We start from the raw sequence: 15944 nt of genomic DNA on the forward strand, positions 1-15944 counted from the left end.
CCCTATGACGCCCGTCAGCGGGGGGCGCGCATGCGGGCGATGATCCCGGTGTCGTAGGTTCCGTCGGCGAACTCGGGGCGGTCGAGCAGTTCGCGCAGGAAGGGCAGGTTCGTCGGCGGCCCCTCGATGTGGAACGCGTCGACGGCCGCGCGGGCTCGGGCGAGCGCGTGGGCGCGGTCGTCGCCGTGGACGCACAGCTTGGCGAGCAGCGGATCGTAGTGGAGGGTGACGGTGTTGCCCTCGGCGTAGCCGGCGTCGATGCGGATGCCGTCGCCGACGGGCTCCTCCCACACCTCGATCTCGCCGGAGCCCGGGAGGAACCGCCACGGGTCCTCGGCGTGGACGCGGAACTCGATGGCGTGGCCGCGCGGCGCCGCGGCCGTGAACCACACGGGCTCGCCGGCGGCGATGCGGAACTGCTGCTCGACGAGGTCGATGCCGGTGGCCATCTCGGTGACGGCCTGCTCGGCGGGCAGGCAGGTGCTCATCTCCAGGAAGGAGAAGTCCTGCGCGGCGGGGTCGACGAGGAACTCGACGGTGCCTGCGCCCCGGTGCCCGACCGTCTCGCCCGCCCGGACGGCGGCGGCCAGCAGGCGGTCGCGGAGGGCCCCGGTGACGCCGGGCGACGGAGTCTCCGCGACGAGCTTCTGGTGGCGGCGCTGGACGGAGCAGTCCCGCTCGCCGAGCGGGATGATCGCGCCGTCGGCGAGCCCGAGGATCTGCACCTCGACGTGCCGGGCGCCCTCCACGTACCGTTCGAGGAGGACGTCGGCCCGCCCGGTGAAGCGTTCGGCGGCGGCGCGGGCCGTCTCGTAGGCCCTGCGGACGGAAGGCTCGTCGTACGCGGGGCCAAGGCCGATGCCGCCACGGCCCCCGGCGGGCTTCACCATCACGGGATACCCGACGCGCTCGGCCTCCTCGACCGCCGTGTCCGCGTCCGGGACGGGCTCCCACACGCCGGGCGCGACCGGGACGCCCGCCTCCTTCATCAGGTTCCGGGCATTGACCTTGTCGCTCATCCGGGCCATGGCGAGCGGCGGCGGGCCGATCCAGATCAGCTCGCTTCCCGCGACCCGCCGGGCGAACGTGGCGCTCTCCGCGAGGAGGCCGCGGCCGGGGTGGACGGCCCGCGCGTTGGTGCGGTGCGCGGCCTCCAGGATCGCGGCGGCGTCGCGGTAGCTGCGGGCCGGGTCGGCGGGGCCGATGAGGACGGCCTCGTCCGCCTCGGCGACGAACGGCAGGTCGGCGTCGGCCTCGGAGTACACGGCGATGGCCTTGACGCCCATCGCGCGGGCGGTGTGCAGGATCCGGCCGGCGGTCTCCCCGCGGTCCGCCACGAGCACGGACTCGAACACTGCGGACTCCCCTTCGCGGACGGTCGGGACCGGGCGTCCCGTCCCGGCAGAGACTAGTGCCGATTGGCATCCGCTCGTTCTCAATCGCGGCAGTGGTGGTGCGCGTCCGGGTGGTTCTCGGCCCGCGGTCGAGCTGACCGGGGCCGCACGGTCGCGTGCGGCCCCGGCCCCGGCCCCGGGTTCAGCCCTCCGCGATGATCTTCTTCGCCACGGCGGCCGGCACCTCGGCGTGCTCGGCGAACCGCATCGTGAAGACGCCCCGGCCGGACGTCATGCCGCGCAGATCTCCGACGTAGCCGAACATCTCCGCCAGCGGGACGAGGGCCTGGACGACCCACGCGCCGGTGCGCTCACCCGTCCCCTCGACCCGGCCCCGGCGGCCGTTGAGGTCGCCGATGACCGCGCCCAGGTACTCCTCGGGGGTGGTGACCTCGACGGTCATCACCGGTTCGAGCAGCACCGGGGACGCGCGCCGGACCGCCTCCTTGAACGCCATCGAACCGGCGATCTTGAAGGCGAGCTCGGACGAGTCGACGGGGTGGAAGTCGCCGTCGGCGAGGACGACCCGCACGCCCGTCATCTCGAAGCCCGCGAGGACGCCGGCCTGCATCGCCTCCTGGCAGCCCGCGTCCACGGACGGGATGAACTCCTTCGGGATCCGCCCGCCGGTGACCCGGTTGACGAACTCGTACCCGGCCCCGATGGGTTCGAGGGAGATCCGCACCTTCGCGTACTGGCCCTTGCCTCCCGTCTGCTTCCGGTGCGTCAGGTCGACCCGCTCGACCGCCCGCCGGACGGTCTCTCGGTAGGCGACGCGGGGACGGCCCACGTTGGCCTCGACATGGAACCTCTCCTTCAGGCGGTCGACGAGGATCTCCAGGTGGAGCTCGCCCATGCCGCCGATGACGGTCTGCCCGTTCTCCTGACGGACGTGGAGGGACGGGTCCTCCTCCGACATGCGGTGGACGGCCGCGCCCAGCTTCTCCACGTCGCCCCTGGACCTCGGCTCGATCGCGACCTCGATGACCGGGGCCGGGAAGTCCATGGACTCGAGGACCACCGGATGCGCGGGGTCGCACAGCGTCTCGCCGGTGGTGGTCTGCTTCAGGCCCATGACGGCGACGATGTCGCCCGCGCCCGCCGACTCGATCTCCACCCGCTTGTCCGCGTGGACGCGGTAGATCTTGCCGATCCGCTCCTTCCGCTCCTTCACGCTGTTCAGCACCGCGGCGCCCGACACCAGGCGTCCGGAGTAGATCCGGACGAAGGTGAACCGGGCCAGGTGGCGGTCGGCCATGACCTTGAACGCGAGCGCCGACAGCGGCTCCTCGTCCGACACGTCCTGGACGTCCAGGGGTGACGGCAGGTACCGCACGACCGCGTCCAGGAGGGGCTGGACGCCCTTGTTCTTGAACGCGCTGCCGCACAGCACCGGGGTGGCGGCCGACGTGACCGTCAGCCGGCGGATCGCCGCGTGCAGCTCCTCCTCGGACGGCTGCCCGCCGTCCGGGTCCGCGCTGCTCAGGTCCGCGCTGCTCAGGTCCGCGCTGCTCAGGTACCGGGTCATGCTGTCCTCGTCATGCTCGGCGACCGTCTCGACGAGCGTGCGCCGCCATCGCCGGGCTTCCTCGGCGAGGCCGGGCGGGACGTCCACCACCGAGTGGCGCCCGTCCGTCCAGACGTGCGCCCGCATGGAGACGAGGTCGACGACGCCTTCGAACCCGGCCTCGGATCCGATCGGCAGCTGCACGACCAGCGGGACGGCCCCGAGCCGCTCGCGGATCATGTCCACGCACCGGTGGTAGTCGGCGCCGGCGCGATCGAGCTTGTTGACGAAGCAGACGCGCGGCACGCCGTACCGGTCGGCCTGCCGCCACACCGTCTCCGACTGCGGCTCGACGCCCGCGACGCCGTCGAACACGGCCACGGCCCCGTCGAGCACGCGCAGGCATCGCTCGACCTCGATGGTGAAGTCGACGTGGCCCGGCGTGTCGATGAGGTTGATCGTGTGGCCGGCCCAGCGGCACGTCGTCGCGGCGGACGTGATCGTGATGCCCCGCTCGCGCTCCTGTTTCAGGAAGTCGAGCGCGGTGTCGCCGTCGTGGACGTCGCCGATCCGGTGGGAGACGCCGGTGAAGAACAGGATCCGCTCGGCTGTCGTCGTCTTGCCGGCGTCGATGTGCGCCATGATCCCGATGTTGCGGACCTTGGCGAGGGCGAGGGTCGTGGCTGTCATCGGGATCCTCCTTCTCGCTCGATGACGACCGCCGCGGGACAAGATCGTCGGTTTGCGGCAACCGCGACGGTAACCCCCGGAAAGGGGCGAGCGCGAAGGGTTTTCCGGGCTGGATCTTCCGGGTCAGGGGGTGAGGCGGCGGTCGACCTCCGGGAGGGTGTCGATGACGCTGCGCAGGTGCGCCCGCGCCGCCCGCTCGGCGGCGTCCGCGTCGCCGGCGACGATCGCGTCGATGATGTCGAGGTGCTGCGGCAGGGACGTCTGCGGCCGGCCCGGGTGCATGGCCAGCCGGAACTGGTGGCGGACGTTCTGCGCGCGGAGCCGTTCGAGGACGTCCGATGCCGTCTTCTGGCCGCTGATCTCGCGGATGCGGCGGTGCAGGCGCTCGTTCAGCCGCGAGTAGCCGAGCACGTCGCCGGAGGCGACCGCGGCGCGCATGTCGGCGCCGATCTCCCGCAGTTCGGCGGTGTCGGCGCCGGTCGCGCGGGCGGCGGCCTTCGCCGCGCACAGGCCCTCGATCACCATCCGGACCTCGGAGATCTCGACCGCCTCGGTGAGGGAGACGGCGCGGACGCGGGCGCCGCGGTTCTGCACGCGCTCGATGAGCCCCTCGTTGGCCAGTTCGGCGAGGGCCGCGCGGACGCTGGCGCGGCTCGCGGCGAACTGCTCGGACAGGTCCGCCTCGATCAGCCGCTGGTTCGGGACGAACTCGCCGCTCAGGATCGCCTCGCGGATCCCGTCCACCACGTCGCTCACGGGCACTCCCGGATTGTCGCCATTTTTGTCGCTGATCTAGGGTAGCCGGAGCAGGACGTCTCGTCAGGGAGGAGAGCGGCATGCCGGCCATCGCGGTGCTGGGACTGGGTGAGGCGGGCGGTGCGATCGCGGCCGACCTCGTCGCGGCGGGCGCCGCCGTGCGCGGCTACGACCCCGCCGTGCCCGTGCCGGACGGGATGACCGCCTGCGCGAGCGAGGCCGACGCCGTGACCGGGGCCGATCTCGTGCTGAGCGTCAACAGCGCGCATGACGCCGTCGCGGCGCTCGAGGCCGGCGCCGAGGCGGTCGGCGACGGCGTCGTCTGGGCCGACCTGAACACCGGCTCCCCCGGCCTGAAGCGCGAACTCGACGCCATCGCGAGGCGGAGCGGCGTCCGGTTCGCCGATGTGGCGATCATGGCCCCGGTGCCGGGACGCGGGCTCCGCACACCGCTGCTGGTCAGCGGGGACGGCGCCCGCGACGTCGCCGCCGTCCTCGGCCCGCTCGGCGCCGGCGTCCAGGTGATGGACGGGGCGGCCGGCCTCGCCGCGGAGCGCAAGCTGCTCCGCAGCGTGTTCTTCAAGGGCCTCGCCGGGTCGGTCGTCGAGGCCCTCGAAGCCGCGCGGGCGGCCGGCTGCGAGGACTGGCTCCGCGCGAACATCGTCGAGGAGCTCGTCGCGGCCGGCGAGCACACCGTGGACCGGCTCGTCAGCGGCACCTACAAGCACGCCGTCCGGCGCGCCGCCGAGATGGAGGCCGCGGCCACCATGCTGGACGAGCTGGACGTCCCGCCCGCGATGGCGGCCGCGAGCCGCGACCTGCTGCGGCGCCTGTCCGGCTGAGCGGCCCCGGCTACCCGACCGGCGGGGTGCCATGGGTGTGGAACGACTCGATCGTCTTCAGGCCCCACGCCTGGCCCTTCGCGCGCTCCGCCTCCGTCCAGGTGATCGTCTTCCAGTCGGGCGCCAGGATGAGGCGGGCCACCGGGTTGCACAGCTCGATCCGGTTGCCGCCCGGCTCGTAGACGTAGAGGAAGAACGTCTGCTGGATGGCGTGCTTGTGCGGACCCGTCTCGATGAAGACGTCGTTGTCGAGGAAGATGTCGGCGGCGCGGAGGATGTCCTCGCGGGTGTCGGTCGCGAACGCGATGTGGTGCAGGCGGCCGTTGCTGCCCGTCCAGTCCCGCGTGTAGACGAGGTCGTAGGACTTGTTGGTGAAGGTCAGCCACCGTGCGCCGATGGCGCCGTCGTCCAGCTGGATCTGCTCGGTGGCGTGCGCGCCGAGGACGTTCCGGACGAAGTCGCTGCTCGGCTCGACGTCGGCGGCCAGGAAGTTGACGTGGTCGAGGCGGCGGACGCACACGCCGAGCGCCGGGTACGCCTGCGCCTGGTTCTTCAGCGACGGCGCCAGCTCCGGCGGCGCCTCGTACCACTCCGACTCCCAGTAGATCTCCAGCTCGTGGCCGTCGGGGTCGCGGAACACGTAGGTCGGGCCGATCCCGGGGTCGCCGTCCCGCCAGCCGACGCCGAGCCCCGCGTCCTCGATCGCCCGGACGCGCCGGTCGAGGGCCTCCTGCGAGGACGCGCGCAGCCCGGTCCGCCGGATGCCGGACGTGCCGTGCGCGGTGAGCTTGAGGGTGTGGCGCTCGTAGTCGTCCCACGTCCGCAGGTACACCGAGTCTCCCTCGGCGCCGACCTCGGTGAGGCCCATGATCCGGGTGAAGAACCACAGGCTCTTGTCCGGCTCGGGCGTCAGCAGCTCGACGTTGGCGACGTGCGCGATCTCGTGCTTGATGGTCATGGCCTGCTCCGTGGGAAGACGGTTCCGTCGAAGAGTTTGCGCGCCGTCCGGACGATGCTGGACCGCCGGACGGTCGTGCCGTCGAGCTCGACCACCACGTCCAGGCGGCCGGTCGGGTGCTCGATGCTCATGGGGGTTCCCGGCGGCGGGATCTCGGCGAGGTCGTGTCCCACGGCCCCGTCGATCAGCAGCGCGGTGGCGACGCTGACGGCGCCGAGGACGCCGATCGAGGTGTGCATGCGCAGCGGGATGAACGTGCGGGTGCAGATCATCCCGCCGTCGCGGGGCGGCGCGACGAGGGTGGTCTTCGGCACCGAGGCGGCCGAGACGTCGCCGAGCCCCATCAGCTCCCCCGCCCGCAGCCGCAGCGACTGGACGCGGTCCCGCAGCGCGGACAGGTCGGTCTCGTAGCCGGTGACGCCGAAGTCGGACGCGGCGGCGACCACGACCGGCATGCCGTTGTCGACGCAGGTGACCTCGATGCCGTCGATCACGTCGCGGAGCCGGCCGGTCGGCAGCAGCGCCCCGCAGGTCGAGCCTTCCGTGCCCGCGAAGTCCAGGTCGATCCGCGCCGCCGTGCCCGGCACGCCGGAGACGGCGGTCTCGCCGTCGTAGTCGAGGCCGCCGCCCGGCGTCGGGAACGTCGCGGTGGCGACGCTGCCGGTGTTCAGCATCCTGATGCGGACGCTCGTCCCGCCCGGGCCCGCCGGCACGAGACCCCGCTCGACGGCGAACGGCCCGACGCCGGCGAGCAGGTTCCCGCAGTTCTGCCGGTCGGAGACGGTCGGCTCCTCCACGCCGAGTTGCAGGAACAGGTAGTCGACGTCGGCCGAGTCGTCGGCGGACGGCGACACGATCGCGACCTTGCTGGTCAGCGGGTGCGCGCCGCCGATCCCGTCGATCTGCCGCGGGTCGGGGGCGCCCATGATCCGCAGCAGCAGGTCGTCGCGCTCGGCCGGATCGGACGGCAGGTCCTCGGCGAGGAAGTACGCGCCCTTGGACGTGCCGCCCCGCATCAGCATGCAGCGGACACCGGTCATGAGCCCTCGTACTCCGCGTAGTCGACGTACTCGATGCCCATCTCGGCGAGCCGGGGCCGCAGACCGTACCGGTCGAGGCCGAGCTCGCCCTGCTGGAACGCGGCGCGGGTCGCGGCCTCCTTCTCCTCGCGGGCCCGCGCGGCCTGCACCGCCGTGGCCGCCGCCTCGCGCTCGACGCGGACGACCCCGTCATCGTCGGCGAGGATCACGTCTCCCGGCCGGATGAGCTGCCCGCCGATCGTCACCGGCACGTTCACCGCGCCCGGAGTGGCCTTCACCGTGCCCTGCGCGCTGACGGCCGCCGACCAGGCCGGGAAGCCCATCGCGTGCAGTTCCGCGACGTCCCGCACGCCCGCGTCGATGACGAGCCCGCGCACGCCGCGGTACTGGAGCGCGGTCGCGAACAGCTCGCCGAACATGCCGTCGGTGGACGGGGACGTGGTGGTGACCACCAGCACGTCCCCGGGACGGCACTGCTCGACCGCGACATGGATCATCAGGTTGTCGCCCGGCCACGACAGGACGGTCACCGCCGTCCCGGCGACGGACGCGCCCAGGTGCACCGGCCGGATGGACGGGCCGAGGTACCCGGTGCGCCCCATGGCCTCGTGGACGGTGGCGACGCCGTATCCGGCGAGGGCGTCCACCGCGGCGGCGTCGGCGCGCGGCGGGTTCGTGACGACGACCGTCCTCATGACAGCTCCGCGGTGGTCTGCGGGTACAGCCGGACGAACGCCTCGGCGCGGGTGTCGTGCTGCAGGCCGAGGTTCGGGCCCGCGTTGCGCTTCAGCTGCACGCCCCGCCGCTTGGCCAGGTCGGTGTAGTAGTCCCACATGTGGACCTGCGCGGGCAGGCACTCCATCGCCGCGCGCTTCTTGTCGAACACCGAGGTGATGTCGAGCAGCACGTCCGGCTTGAACTCGCACTGTTCCGGCTGGTGCGGCTCGAAGAAGAACACCGGCGGCGCACCGAGCGGCTCGCCGGGCGCGTCGTAGCCGATGGCCTGCGCGAGGACCCGCGCCTGCAGCGCCATCCGCGCCGCCGCGGGGTGGTCGCCGTTGTAGGGGTCGGCGAGGGTGTGCGTCAGGACGACGGCCGGCTCGACGTCCCGGTAGATCCGGACGAGCCGGTCGACCAGCTCGTGCGACTCCACCAGCGGGTAGTCGCCGGCGTCCAGGAACTCGATCTCGGCGCCCAGCGCGGCCGCGGCGGCCTCGGCCTCGCCCCGCCGCAGCTTCTTGATCTCGTCCAGCTGCTTGCCCTCGCGCCAGGCGCGGGCGGACTCGCCGCGCTCTCCGTAGCTCAGGCACACCACCTTGGCGCGGTCGCCGCGCGAGGTGGCCAGGGCTATCGCGCCGGCGGCGCGCCAGACGAAGTCGCCGGCGTGGGCGCTGACGACGAGCAGGGGGTTGGGGGAGGCAGAAGTACTCATGGTCCCGTACTCTCCGCCTTGTAACCCAAATTGTCAACAATTCTGCGGACAACATCAGCCGCCCGGCGCGGCGCAGGAGGTTCCACGTCGCCGCCCGGCGGGCCCGGAGCCCACCGCGGGCCCCGCCGGACACGGGGTGCGACGCAACGCCCGGATGCGGGAAAATGCCCGTCCGGACCGGCGGGAGGAGCGAGGTGACGGGCAGGCGCGCGAGACCGACCGGCAGGTACGGGGGCAGATCCGCGGCCGAACGGCACGCCGAACGCCGCCGCAGGTTCCTGGACGCCGGGCTGGAGATGTTCGGCCGCGGCCCCGGCTACCGGGCCACCACGGTCGCCGCGCTCAGCGAGGCCGCGGGGCTGTCCACCCGCCAGTTCTACGAGGAGTTCCGCACCCTGGAGGACCTCCTCGCCGAACTGCACCTCGAAGTCAACGACGCGGCCGAGCGCGAGCTCGCCACCGCGCTCCCGTCCGCCGACGGCCTCGACCTCGCCGAGCGCACGGCCCGCCTCTTCCGCGCCTACGCCGCCGGCATCACCGCCGACCCGGCCCGCGTCCGGGTCGCGTTCGTCGAGATCGTCGGGGTCAGCGCGCGGATGGACCGGCAGCGCCTCACCCGCCGCGCCCGCTGGGTCGACTTCCTCTGCGCCGAGGCGGCCGCCGCCGCCGAGCGCGGCGAGATCGCCGACCGCGACTACCGGATCGCCGCGACCGCCTTCATCGGCGGCGTCAACGGCCTCCTGCACGACTGGAGCGCCGGCTGGGTGGAGGCCACCCTCGACGAGGTCATCGACGAACTGGTCCTGATGCTCCTCGGCCGGCTGCACGCCCCCGACCGCTGGCCCCCCGCAGGCTGACGGCGGTCCGGGCGAAACCAGCCCCGGAAGGGACCGCATTTCGTGGAAGACGCTGGCGATCCGGGCACCGGATTAAGGCGTGACATCTGGGTTGACGCGCCTGAGAAGTCCAGTTAAAAGCGGGCATGGACGCCTTTTCAAACACACGGTTCCAGGACGGAGGACGGCCTTGACCAGAGTCGTGTCCGCACCGGACGGCCGAGAAATCGCGGTGGAGGAATGGGGCGTACCGCACGGGTTTCCGGTCTTTCTCCTTCATGGCACTCCCGGCAGCAGACTCGGGCCCGTTCCGCGGCCGATGGTGCTGTATCAGCACGGAATCCGGCTCATCACCTTCGACCGGCCGGGTTACGGACGTTCCGACCGGATGACCGGCCGCGTCGTCGCCGACGTCGCCGCCGATGTGCGGCTGCTGGCCGACCTCCTGAACCTGGAAGACTTCTCCGTCCTCGGCCGCTCCGGCGGCGGCCCGCACGCGCTCGCCTGCGCGGCGCTGCTGCCGGGCCGCGCCACCCGCGTCGCCGCCCTGGTCGGGCTCGCGCCCGCGGAGGCCGAGGGCCTGGACTGGTTCGAGGGGATGGCGCCGTCCAACACCCGGGAGTACCTGGCCGTCCGCGGGCAGGGGCGGCTCGCGTCGGCGCGGCTGCACTCGATCGCCGACCGGATCCGCGCGAACCCGGCCCAGTACGTCGCGAGCCTCTACACAGAACTGACGCAGTCGGACCGCTGCGTCGTCCTCCAGGCGGGCATGCGCAGGATGCTGCTGGAAACGTTCCGCGAGGCGTTCCGGACGTCCGCCGACGGCTGGATCGACGATCTGCTCGCATTATGCGCACCCTGGGGTTTCGAGCTGGGCGACATCGTCGCCCCGACCATGCTGTGGCACGGCGCGAACGACACGTTCTCCCCCGCCGGGCACTCCCGCTGGCTGGCCGGCCGCATTCCGAACTCGACCATCGTCGTCCAGTCCGGGTCGGCGCACTTCGGCGCCTACACCGTGCTCCCGGACGTGCTGGCATGGCTCAGCCGGCCCGCCGCGCGGCCCTCAGAGCGGCTGTAGCTCCAGGTCGCGGTCGATGCGCAGGCCGTCCCGCACCTCCTGGACGAGCGGATGCGGATGCTGCTCGGCGAGGACGAGCAGCCCGGTCGCGGCCCGGTCGCGCAGCTCCTGGGCCTCCGACACCCGTCCCATGGCGGCCAGTGTGACCGCCAGCCCGGCCCGGGCGACGAGCGTGTCCGCGTGCTCTTCCCCCAGGATCCGCGCCAGCCGCTTCAGCGCGTCCCGTCCGAGTTCCTCGGCCTCCGTGAAGGACTCGGCGTCGCCGAGGGCGTTGGCGTGGTTGACTGCGGCGAGCAGCGCGAACGGGTGGGCACGGCCGAGCATCGGGGCGAGGCGGGAGGCTGCCTCCGCGGTGAGCGCGCACGCCTCGTCCAGCTCCCCGGTGCGGCGCAGCTGACAACCCAGATTGTTCGCGATCATCACGGTGTAGGGATGGTCGTCGCCCATCTCCCCGCGGTGCTTGGCGAGCGCCGCGCGGGTGCGGTCGCGGGCCCCGACCAGATCGCCCATCTCCCCCATGCAGGCTGCGACCTCCAGGTCGGCGGGCAGTGTGTCCGGCGATTCGGGGAAGTGCCGCTGATACCGCGCGTGGACGTCCTCGGCGAGCGCGAGCGCTTCCTCCCGGAGCCCGGCACGGCGCAGCGAGACCGCGAGACTCTTGCCGGTCCGCAGCGTGTCGAGGATCTGGTCGCCGAGGACCTCCAGGTACCGCCGGTAGACGTCGCGGAGGACGGCGACGGACTCGTCGAAACGCCCCGCCTCGCGCAGATCGCGGGCCAGGTTCGCCTCTGAGAACAGCGTGTAGGGGTGGTCGTCCCCGAGCTGGACGCGGCGCTGGTCCAGCGTCTCCTTGTCGTAGCGGTACGCGCTCTCCCAGTCGCCCGTAAGCCGGTAGTCGATCGCCAGGTTGTGCGCGATCATCAACGTCCGCGGATGGTCCTCCCCCCACGGGATGGCCGACTGCTCGTAGGTGTGCAGGTCCAGCGCCAGGGCCTCCCGGTACTCCCCCATCGCTCGCATGTCCGCCGCCAGGTTGCCCGCCGTGATGAGCGTGTGCGGGTGCGTCGGCCCGATCGACGGCGAACCACGTTGCAGCCCCAGCACCTCCCGGTCCAGGTCGTAGGCCTCCTGATAGTCGCCCATCGACCGCAGCACATTGGCGATCTGCGACTGCAGGAACAGCCACTGCCAGTGGTCGCGGCCGAGCTTGCCGCTCCACTCGGCGGTCAGCTCCCGCCCCGCCGCCATCGCGCTGTCGAACACGCCGCGCTTCCACTGGTACCGGACGAGGTCGGTGAGCATCTGCCGGACGTTCTCGTCGTCGCACTGCGCCGCGGCGGACGGCCGCACATGCGGAAGGATCTCCTCCAGGCTCGGCCAGTTCTCCGGGTCGTCGGTGTCGCCGTGCTTCGGCCGCGCGCCGAGAAGGATCTTGTGGACGTCGTGCCGCGTCCGCTCCACCAGCTCCGGGTCCAGCCAGTGCCGGATGACGGCCTGGACCAGCGGATGCACCTGGATGGAGTTGTTGCCCTGGTCGACCTTCGCCAGCGCGAACCGGCTGATCTCCCGGACGTGCTGCCCGATCACCAGCTTGTCGCGCAGCGTCTCGTCGTAGGCGGCGAGGAGCCCGGCCATCTCGTCGCTGTAGACCAGGTCGAGCGAGATCGGCTCGGAGGAGAAGAAGGCGAGCAGTTCCAGCAGCCGTGCCGCGGCCGGGGACGCCTCGCGCAACTGCCGGAAGGTGACGCTCCACGTCATGGCCACCGACTGCGGAAAGCTCTCCGCGCTCCGCTCGAGCGTGGAGGCGGTCTCGCTCTCCAGCGCCTCCAGGTACTCGCCCGCCGGCATGAACGTGGAGGCGAGCCAGGCCGCGGCCTGCTCGATCGCGAGCGGCAGGTAACCGAGCGCCGTCCCGATCTTGCGCGCGTTCTCCTCGGAGATCTCCGGCACCCGGCGGACCAGGTGCGCGGCGGCCTCCTCCTCGGTGAACACGTCCACGGCGAGCGGGTTGGCCAGCTGCGTCCATGCCGGATCCCGGGACGTGATGATCACGTGTCCGTCGCCTCCCGGCAGGTAGGGCGCGAGCTGGCTCGGATTGTCGGCGTTGTCGTAGACCAGCAGCCAGCGGGACATCGGCTCACCGCGGCGCAGCGCCTCCAGCGCCGCGTTGGCGGCGTCCGCGGTGTTGTCGCCGACCCGCAGCCCGATCTGCTCGGCCAGGTTGGCCAGCGCCACCCGGATCGAGTCGGCGGACTGGGCGCTGATCCACCACACGAGGTCGTAGTCGGCCTTGAAGCGGTGCACGTACTCCAGCGCGACCTGCGTCTTGCCGACGCCACCGAGACCGTGCAGCGCCTGCGGGGTGACGATCCCCTGGCTGGTGCCGAGCAGTTCGTCGCGTAGTTCCTCCAGGAGCCCGCCCCTGCCGGTGAACACGGCGTTGCGCCGATCGGCGTTCCAGATCTCCGGAGCCGTCCGCGCGGAGCCGGGATAGCGCGGCCCGAGCCGCGAATGCTCGGTCGGATGGTCGAAGGTGTAGCCGGGGCGCCCGAGGGCCCGGACGAGCGCCTCGGCGCCGGCGCGCTCCCCGAGCCCCGTGAGATCGAGCGGCAGCGGCCCGTTGAAGGCCGTCCGCAGCGAGGCGTCCTGCACCCGGACGGTGGTGAGCCGGCGGTGCGGGGACGCGGTGCGGCTGGCGAGCGACTCCCACGCCCGCAGCGCCTGCGCCGAGTTCACCGAGTCGGGCGAGAGCAGCACGATCGCGTGCCCGCCGGGCTCACCGGTGTCCTCGCCGGCCAACTCGGACGGGCCCGAGTCGACGCTGCGGGCGACGACGCGGAATCCCGCGCGGCCCAGCACGAGCGCCATCCAGTCGACCCATGGCCGGTCCGCGGAAACGTAGCCGATGAAGACGTCGGAGATCTCCGTGGGGCCGCGCCGGGTGAACCGTTCGAGGGTGGCGAGGCGCAGTTCCTCGTCGATGGGGACGTACTCGGCGACCCGGCCGCCGGTGATCACTTTCGTGAGCCGTTCGAAGGCCGCGAGCATCGAGTTGGGGGAGCCCGGCGCATCCCCGAACGTGGCGAGGGTCTCCTCGAAGGCGTAGTAGGGCCGGTACGGGATCTCGATGGACAGCCAGTAACTGTTCGCCTCCTGCCGGGACATGCCGCGAGGGAAGCGGTCGAAGCGCGCCCTGGCGTAGGCCCTGCCCGCCTCGACCTTCGCGTTCTCGCCGAAGTCGATGCGCATCGGGACCGGGAGGATCCGGATGGGCCGCACATGTTCGCGCTCGTCGATGTTCATCGCGATGTCGGCGGCGCCGTCGATGCTCTGGTCGCTGAGCGTGAAACAGTCGACCAGGACGTCCGGAAAGTGCAGGGTGCAGATGTCGGCGATGTCGCTGTAACCGGTGCGGCTGTCGATGAGGACGTAGTCGTAGTGCCGCCGCATGTCGTCGCGGAGCGCGTCGAAGAACTGCCCGCCGCCGAGCCTGCCGTAGAAGTTGTCCCAATCCAGGGTGCGGGTGAGCGAGGAGTAGTTCCGGTTCTGCCGTCCCGCCGAAATGAAGTCGAGCGTCCCCTCGCCAGGAAACTCCCACTCCAGTGTCACCGCGTGCCGCAGGACCCTCGCGTACTCGCGGTGCCATTCCCGTTCGTCGCCGTCGTGCTTGCTCGTCGTCGCCCACGAGTACTCGTCGAGCATGTCGATCACGCCGGGCGTGGAGGCCACGATGTTCTGGTCCAGAAACGGATGGAAGAACTTGTGCAGCCCCGGCGACTCCAGGTCCCAGTCGATGACCAGCACCTTCTGCCCGGCCATGGCCATGATCCAGGCGACGTTGGCGAGCGCTGTCGTCCGCCCGGTGCCGCCCTTGTAGGAGTAGAAGGTGACGATCGTTCCGGTGTTCGTCATGGGAGTTCTCCTCGCCTCAGGACTCCGGATCGCGGAGTGTAGGTCGGGGCATCGACGGCGGAGTCTGCGGCGGATGCACGTCGGTGGTCTTCAGGTACCGCGTGAGCGCCTCGGCCACGACTTTCGGGAGCGCCTCGCGGAAGGCGCCGGGCGAGGAGACGTAAGCGGCCGAACCCTTCAGCGCGGTCCCGTTGGGCAGCACCTCCGCGAGGTCGTCGCTCAGCCTCTCGACGGCAGCGGCCGTCTGCGGGTCGCCGGAGTTGAACGGGGCCAGGACGTGCATGGGCTCCCGGTCGATCTGGCGGAGCCGTTTGCCGATGACTCGGTCCTTGACCGTCCACGGGTCGACGACCAGGACACCGGGCGCGTCCACCGGTTCCTGCGGCGGCTCGTCCGCGATCTCGACGATGGACTGGTGGCCGAGTTCGCTGAGCATGTGCTCGGCGAACGCACCGATCGGGAGCGTGTGGTCCTCGCTGCGGAAGGGCGTCCACTCGCGGGGCGTCCGGCCGTAATAGTAGGTGTCCCGTCCGGGCGGCAGCTGGTCGATGGACTGCGCGGCCAGGGTGAGCCGGATTGCGGGCCGCTTGGATCCGGGCGTCCGGCCGACGAACGGGCTCCGCAGGGTCTGCAGGGTCGGCACGGGGCTGGAGCCGAGGGCGCACTCGGCCGCCCGGTCCTTGACGACCGTGGCCAGCCGCAGCACCGTCTCCTTGTACTGCTCGCGGTAGCGGCCGAGCTTCATGATCCCGTACAGGCCCTCGGTGGCGTAGGCGGGCGGGAACTCCGGCGGGACGTTCTGCAGCGTGTGCAGCGACTCGGGGATCTCTTTGATGTCCAGCGGGGTCCACAGCGCCGGAATGATCGCGGACGGGCGGTTCAGTCCGGCGGTCTGCGCGTGGTAGCGCTTCAGGAACGCCGCCCATTCCCGTCCGCAGTAGTCACTGGCGAAGTAGCCCGGGGAGAACAGCGCGACGAAGACCCGGCAGTTGGCGAGCGCGTCGGCCAGCTGATCGGGCCACTCGCTGCCGACCGGAATCTGCCTGTCCATAAAACCCGGATTCAGCGTGCCCGTAGCCTGGCCTATGTCGTGGCAGAGATCGTTGAAGAACTTGGCGACCCAGCGGTCGGAGTCCTCCGGCCGGTAGCGTGACCTGGCATAACTCAGGAAGAAGTGCGGGCGCCTCTCCTCCGCTTGAATTCTTCCCGGCATGCGGCTCCCCTCGGATCCCATCATGTATAGCGGGGCGACCGGCGGGCGAACAGCCCTGTCAAATGTGTAGTTTTACCGACTCGGCGCCCCGCCGAGGGGCGCTGACCGCACCTTCCGGCGATCATCGCGGTACGCTGATCAGCGGCCTGAATGATCAGCCTCCAGCGCATGCGCCGGACGCTGGTCATCCTCGATGCTTGCCGCGGAAGGCCACCTCGAGATCATTCGCTCGTGCATTACTATGTCCGATATAGCGGTCGAGCGGAGTCTGGAGGTCATGTGA

12 protein-coding genes are annotated in these 15944 nt (G+C 71.6%); 3 read left to right on the forward strand and 9 right to left on the reverse strand.

From position 1 onward, the window contains the following. Nucleotides 1-14: 14 nt before the first annotated feature. The 3 genes from SM418_RS00625 to SM418_RS00635 form a co-directional block, all read right to left on the reverse strand. Nucleotides 15-1355: an acetyl-CoA carboxylase biotin carboxylase subunit gene (locus tag SM418_RS00625; protein ID WP_371938877.1), complete on the reverse strand. Its 1341-nt coding sequence runs from the start codon at nucleotides 1353-1355 to the stop codon at nucleotides 15-17. 181 nt (nucleotides 1356-1536) lie between these two features. After that, entirely contained in the window at nucleotides 1537-3591 is a 2055-nt protein-coding gene (gene fusA / locus SM418_RS00630) for an elongation factor G (RefSeq protein WP_371938876.1), read from the reverse strand. A gap of 123 nt (nucleotides 3592-3714) precedes the next feature. After that, complete coding sequence (locus SM418_RS00635; RefSeq protein WP_371938875.1) at nucleotides 3715-4347, reverse strand: GntR family transcriptional regulator; 633 nt, start codon at nucleotides 4345-4347, stop codon at nucleotides 3715-3717. An 80-nt stretch (nucleotides 4348-4427) separates the two neighbouring features. Here SM418_RS00635 and SM418_RS00640 point away from each other — a divergent pair, with 80 nt between their 5' ends. Beyond that, nucleotides 4428-5189, forward strand: a complete 762-nt coding sequence (locus SM418_RS00640; protein WP_371938874.1) for an NAD(P)-dependent oxidoreductase — start codon at nucleotides 4428-4430, stop codon at nucleotides 5187-5189. A gap of 10 nt (nucleotides 5190-5199) precedes the next feature. Here SM418_RS00640 and SM418_RS00645 read toward each other — a convergent pair whose 3' ends face one another. Genes SM418_RS00645 through SM418_RS00660 form a run of 4 tightly spaced genes read right to left on the reverse strand, consistent with a single transcriptional unit; the run spans nucleotide 5200 to nucleotide 8619 of the window. Next, nucleotides 5200-6147 (reverse strand): catechol 2,3-dioxygenase, encoded by a 948-nt coding sequence (locus tag SM418_RS00645; RefSeq protein ID WP_371938873.1) that lies wholly within the window; start codon nucleotides 6145-6147, stop codon nucleotides 5200-5202. Then, nucleotides 6144-7187 (reverse strand): 4-oxalomesaconate tautomerase, encoded by a 1044-nt coding sequence (locus tag SM418_RS00650; RefSeq protein WP_371938872.1) that lies wholly within the window; start codon nucleotides 7185-7187, stop codon nucleotides 6144-6146. The genes SM418_RS00645 and SM418_RS00650 overlap by 4 nt, the downstream gene beginning before the upstream one ends. Continuing rightward, complete coding sequence (locus tag SM418_RS00655; protein WP_371938871.1) at nucleotides 7184-7882, reverse strand: 4-carboxy-4-hydroxy-2-oxoadipate aldolase/oxaloacetate decarboxylase; 699 nt, start codon at nucleotides 7880-7882, stop codon at nucleotides 7184-7186. The genes SM418_RS00650 and SM418_RS00655 overlap by 4 nt, the downstream gene beginning before the upstream one ends. After that, the gene (locus tag SM418_RS00660) at nucleotides 7879-8619 is read right to left on the reverse strand and encodes a PIG-L deacetylase family protein (RefSeq protein WP_371938870.1); all 741 of its coding nucleotides are present in this window, start codon (nucleotides 8617-8619) and stop codon (nucleotides 7879-7881) included. Before SM418_RS00660 ends, SM418_RS00655 begins: the two co-directional genes overlap by 4 nt. A 194-nt stretch (nucleotides 8620-8813) precedes the next feature. Between SM418_RS00660 and SM418_RS00665 the strand changes: the two genes are divergently transcribed. After that, nucleotides 8814-9476: a TetR/AcrR family transcriptional regulator gene (locus tag SM418_RS00665; RefSeq protein WP_371938869.1), complete on the forward strand. Its 663-nt coding sequence runs from the start codon at nucleotides 8814-8816 to the stop codon at nucleotides 9474-9476. 211 nt (nucleotides 9477-9687) lie between these two features. Beyond that, entirely contained in the window at nucleotides 9688-10536 is an 849-nt protein-coding gene (locus tag SM418_RS00670) for an alpha/beta fold hydrolase (protein ID WP_371966042.1), read from the forward strand. Here SM418_RS00670 and fxsT read toward each other — a convergent pair. Together fxsT and SM418_RS00680 are read right to left on the reverse strand one after the other, a co-directional pair. Next, a complete protein-coding gene (fxsT, locus tag SM418_RS00675) occupies nucleotides 10522-14448 on the reverse strand; it encodes an FxSxx-COOH system tetratricopeptide repeat protein (RefSeq protein WP_371938867.1) in 3927 nt (1308 codons plus the stop codon). The genes SM418_RS00670 and fxsT overlap by 15 nt on opposite strands. A 16-nt stretch (nucleotides 14449-14464) precedes the next feature. After that, on the reverse strand, nucleotides 14465-15661 hold the full coding sequence (locus SM418_RS00680) for a TIR-like protein FxsC (protein WP_371938866.1): 1197 nt from the start codon (nucleotides 15659-15661) through the stop codon (nucleotides 14465-14467). Nucleotides 15662-15944 lie beyond the last annotated feature (283 nt).

It is taken from the genome of Actinomadura chokoriensis (assembly GCF_041463665.1).
GTDB classification, from domain to species: Bacteria; Actinomycetota; Actinomycetes; order Streptosporangiales; family Streptosporangiaceae; genus Spirillospora; species Spirillospora chokoriensis_A.